Source organism: Phenylobacterium sp. (assembly GCF_030693805.1).
Lineage (GTDB): Bacteria > Pseudomonadota > Alphaproteobacteria > Caulobacterales > Caulobacteraceae > Phenylobacterium.
This window is the reverse complement of sequence record NZ_JAUXZW010000271.1, coordinates 1-3,555: the sequence shown is the minus strand read 5'-3', so window position 1 is coordinate 3,555 and position 3,555 is coordinate 1. Positions and strand designations below refer to the sequence as shown.

Here is a 3,555-nt window from a genome sequence, read left to right as displayed (position 1 = left end):
GCTGTCGAGGTGTCCGGCGAGACGCTGAGCGCAAGCACCCTGGGCGACTGGACGGAGGGCCGCCCGGTCAACCTGGAGCGCGCGGCCAAGGTCGGGGACGAGCTGGGCGGCCACATCGTCTCGGGCCATGTGGACGGCGTGGGCGAAGTGTTGTCGGTGATCGCCGAGGGCGGTTCGCGACGGGTGCGCATCCGCGTTCCGCGGCCGTTGCACCGCTACATCGCGCCGAAAGGCTCGATCGCCGTCGAAGGCGTGTCGCTGACCGTCAACGAGGTCGAGGACGACGTCTTTGGCGTCAATCTGATCCCGCATACCTGGGAAGTGACGACGCTCGACGCGCTTGCGCCGGGCGTGCGGGTGAACCTCGAGATCGACATGTTGGCCCGCTATCTCGCCCGCTGGCGCGAAACGGCCTAAAGCGTCGCTCGCGCGCGAAGGACCCGAAAGCATGATCGAAGAAAAAATCCGCATCCTCATCGTTGAGGCGCGCTTCTATTCCGACCTGGCCGACGAGCTGCTCAAGTCGGCGGTCGATGTGATCACCGCCCATGACGCGGAGTATGAAGTGATCAGCGTGCCGGGCGCGCTCGAGATCCCCGGCGCGATCGCCATCGCCGAGGAGGGCGGACATCGTCCGGCAGGCTTCGCCTATGACGGTTACGTGGCCTTGGGCACGGTGATCCGCGGCGAGACCTATCACTTCGAGATCGTCTCTAACGAATCGGCCCGTGGGTTGATGGAATTGGCGACCGGCCGGCGCCTGGCGATCGGCAACGGCATCCTCACCGTCGAGGACGAGGCGCAGGCCTGGGCCAGGGCGCGCGCCAGCGAGGGCGACAAGGGCGGCGGCGCTGCGCGCGCGGCCCTGGAGATGGTCGCCCTGAAGCGCCGTCTGCTCGGCCAGACCCGATGAACGGCCTGCCGCGACAGGCCCGCTCCGTCGCCAGACTCGCCGCGGTCCAGGCGCTCTATCAGATGGAGGCCGCCGGCGCGGGCGCAGAGACGGTGATCCGCGAATTCTCCGAACATCGCTTCGACCGCGACATCGAAGGCGAGGCCATGGTCGGCGCCGACGAGGAATTCTTCGCCGATCTGGTGCGCGGCGTCGTCGAGAGCCAGTCGGCGGTGGACTCCTCCATCGTCAAACGGCTGGCGCAGAACTGGCGGCTGGAGCGGCTGGACGCCACGGTGCGCGCGATTCTGCGGGCCGGCGCCTTCGAGCTGGCGCATCGTCTGGACGTTCCCACCGAGGTGGTGATCGACGAGTACGTCGAACTGGCCAAGTCGTTCTTCGAGGGCTCCGAGCCTGGGTTCGTCAATGGCGCCCTGGACGCGGTGGCGCAGGATGTCCGCCGCTAGCGAGCGGCCCGACGCGGAATTCGGCGAGATCGCGCGCCTGTTCCGCCCGCTGACCCGTGGCGCGCCCGAGGCCTTCGCACTGCTGGACGACGCCGCAGCGATTCCTTCGCGCACCGGCTTCGACCTGGTGATCACCAAGGACGCGGTGGTCGAAGGCGTCCACACGCCGGTGGGCGAGGACCCGGCGCTGATCGCGCGCAAGCTGCTGCGGGCCAACCTGTCGGACCTGGCGGCGAAGGCGGCTGAGCCATTCGGCTACTTCCTCGCGATCGCCTGGCCGAAAGGCTACGCAGCGCAGGGGCGAGCGCGCTTCGCCGCGGGCCTGGACCTGGACGGCGCGGCGTTCGATCTGAAATTGCTGGGCGGCGACACGGTGTCGAGCGCGGGGCCGCTCACCGCCAGCGTGACCATGCTGGGCTGGGTCGCGACGGGGACCATGGTGCGCCGCGCCGGCGCAAAAGCCGGCGACCGGGTGCTGGTGAGCGGCACGATCGGCGACGGCTGGCTGGGACTGGCTGCGGCGCGAGGCGAGATCGCCGACCCTGACGGCTACCTGGTGGGGCGCTACAGGTTGCCGCAACCGCGCCTGGATCTGCGCCCGCTGTTGCTGGCCCACGCCAGCGCCGCGGCCGACGTTTCCGACGGTCTCGTGGCTGACGCCGGCCACATCGCCACAGCGAGCGGGATTGGCGTGCGCCTGGACCTCGATCGCATCCCGCTCTCGCCGCAGGCCGCGTTGTGGCTCGCCGCTCAGCCTGACCGCGCGCACGGACTGATCGCGCTGGCGACGGGCGGCGACGACTACGAGGTCGTCTGCACGGCCGCACCCGACCAGGCCGAAGCGATGGGCCTGACCCAGATCGGCGAGATGACCGCAGGCGAGGGCATGACGACCTTCGTCGATGGACGGCCGGTGGACGCCGGTCCCGGCGGCTGGCGGCACGGCTGAACGCGCTGCCGCAAGGTTGCGGAAACCATATGCGGTTTAGCTCCGCAAGATGTTCAGACGCATGCTCCTCGTCGCCGCGCTCGCCTGCGCCACGTCGCCCGCTCTCGCCAGCGAGAAGAAGGAAGCCAAGGTCGAGGTCGGCCAGTACGTCGACCTGTCGCCCGTGGCCCTGCCGATCGTGGTGCGGGGCCAACTGGTCAACTACGTCTTCGTCTATGTGAGGATCAACCTGACCACCGGGGCCAATTCGGTGAAGCTGCGCGAGAAGGAACCGTACTTTCGCGACGCCCTGGTGCGCGCCGGCCATCGCACGCCGTTCACCAAGGCCGACGACTACATGGTGGTCGACGTAGGCCGGCTGACATCGACGCTGCAACGCGAGGCCGTGGCCATCGCCGGGCCCGGCATGGTGCGATCGGTGGTGGTCACGTCGCAGGCGCCGAAGCGGCGCACCGGCGTGCCGACGCCGCGCGCGGCGCCCGCATAGTCATGAAAACTGCAATTCCTATGGGGCGTTGCGCCTGCAAGCCATCTTTGGCAGGGTCTGCGCCGTATCGGGATCGGGCCTGACTAGGCCTGAACTGGGAGTGAATTGAGGGGCCGTCTCAAGCCGGAAGTCGCATAGAACGGCGATCGGCCCCTCCGTGGAAACGCTAAAGGGGCGGTTTAAACATGAGTCTAACGCTTACGCTGGTGATCGTCGCCGGCTTCCTGGCGGTGCTTTACGGCATCCTCCAGACCGCGAGTTTGTTGCGGGCGTCACCCGGCAACGCGCGCATGCAGGAGATCGCCGCGGCCATCCAGGAAGGCGCGCAGGCCTATCTGCGGCGTCAATACACCGCCATCGCCATCGTCGGCGTCGTCGTGCTGATCGCGGTCGCCATCCTGATCGGCCCGTTGGCCGCCGTGGGCTTCGCGATCGGCGCGATCCTGTCGGGCGCGGCGGGTTTCGCCGGCATGCTCATCTCGGTGCGGGCCAATGTGCGCACCGCCCAGGCCGCCAGCGAAAGCCTCGAACGCGGCCTGTCGCTGGCGTTCCGCTCGGGCGCGGTGACCGGCATGCTGGTGGCGGGCTTCGCGCTGATCGGCGTGGCCGGCTACTACGGCGTGCTGACCGGCCCGCTCGGCCTGGAGAACACCAGCCGTGACGTGGTCGACAGCCTGGTGGCGCTGGGCTTCGGCGCCTCGCTGATCTCGATCTTCGCGCGTCTGGGCGGCGGCATCTTCACCAAAGGCGCCGACGTCGG

6 protein-coding genes are annotated in these 3,555 nt (G+C 68.9%); all 6 read left to right on the top strand.

Annotated elements, in window-relative coordinates; all coding sequences use genetic code 11:
* The coding region (locus tag Q8M88_RS10455; protein ID WP_305597103.1) for a riboflavin synthase at window positions 1-417 on the top strand (417 nt) is incomplete at its 5' end.
* A 31-nt stretch (window positions 418-448) separates the two neighbouring features.
* Window positions 449-913, top strand: a complete 465-nt coding sequence (ribH, locus tag Q8M88_RS10450; protein WP_305597102.1) for a 6,7-dimethyl-8-ribityllumazine synthase — start codon at window positions 449-451, stop codon at window positions 911-913.
* Entirely contained in the window at window positions 910-1,359 is a 450-nt protein-coding gene (nusB, locus tag Q8M88_RS10445; protein ID WP_305597101.1) for a transcription antitermination factor NusB, read from the top strand. Before ribH ends, nusB begins: the two co-directional genes overlap by 4 nt.
* Window positions 1,319-2,308 (top strand): thiamine-phosphate kinase, encoded by a 990-nt coding sequence (gene thiL / locus Q8M88_RS10440; protein ID WP_371132671.1) that lies wholly within the window; start codon window positions 1,319-1,321, stop codon window positions 2,306-2,308. The genes nusB and thiL overlap by 41 nt, the downstream gene beginning before the upstream one ends.
* 61 nt (window positions 2,309-2,369) lie before the next feature.
* The gene (locus Q8M88_RS10435; protein ID WP_305597099.1) at window positions 2,370-2,795 is read left to right on the top strand and encodes a hypothetical protein; all 426 of its coding nucleotides are present in this window, start codon (window positions 2,370-2,372) and stop codon (window positions 2,793-2,795) included.
* A gap of 185 nt (window positions 2,796-2,980) precedes the next feature.
* A partial coding sequence (locus tag Q8M88_RS10430) for a sodium/proton-translocating pyrophosphatase (RefSeq protein ID WP_305597098.1) occupies window positions 2,981-3,555 on the top strand: 575 nt, incomplete at its 3' end.

Excerpts from the sequence above, each read along its gene's own strand:
- ribH (WP_305597102.1), top strand. The coding sequence starts at position 449 with ATGATCGAAGAAAAAATCCGCATCCTCATCGTTGAGGCGCGCTTCTAT.
- nusB (WP_305597101.1), top strand. The coding sequence starts at position 910 with ATGAACGGCCTGCCGCGACAGGCCCGCTCCGTCGCCAGACTCGCCGCG.
- thiL (WP_371132671.1), top strand. The coding sequence starts at position 1,319 with ATGGCGCCCTGGACGCGGTGGCGCAGGATGTCCGCCGCTAGCGAGCGG.
- Q8M88_RS10435 (WP_305597099.1), top strand. The coding sequence starts at position 2,370 with ATGCTCCTCGTCGCCGCGCTCGCCTGCGCCACGTCGCCCGCTCTCGCC.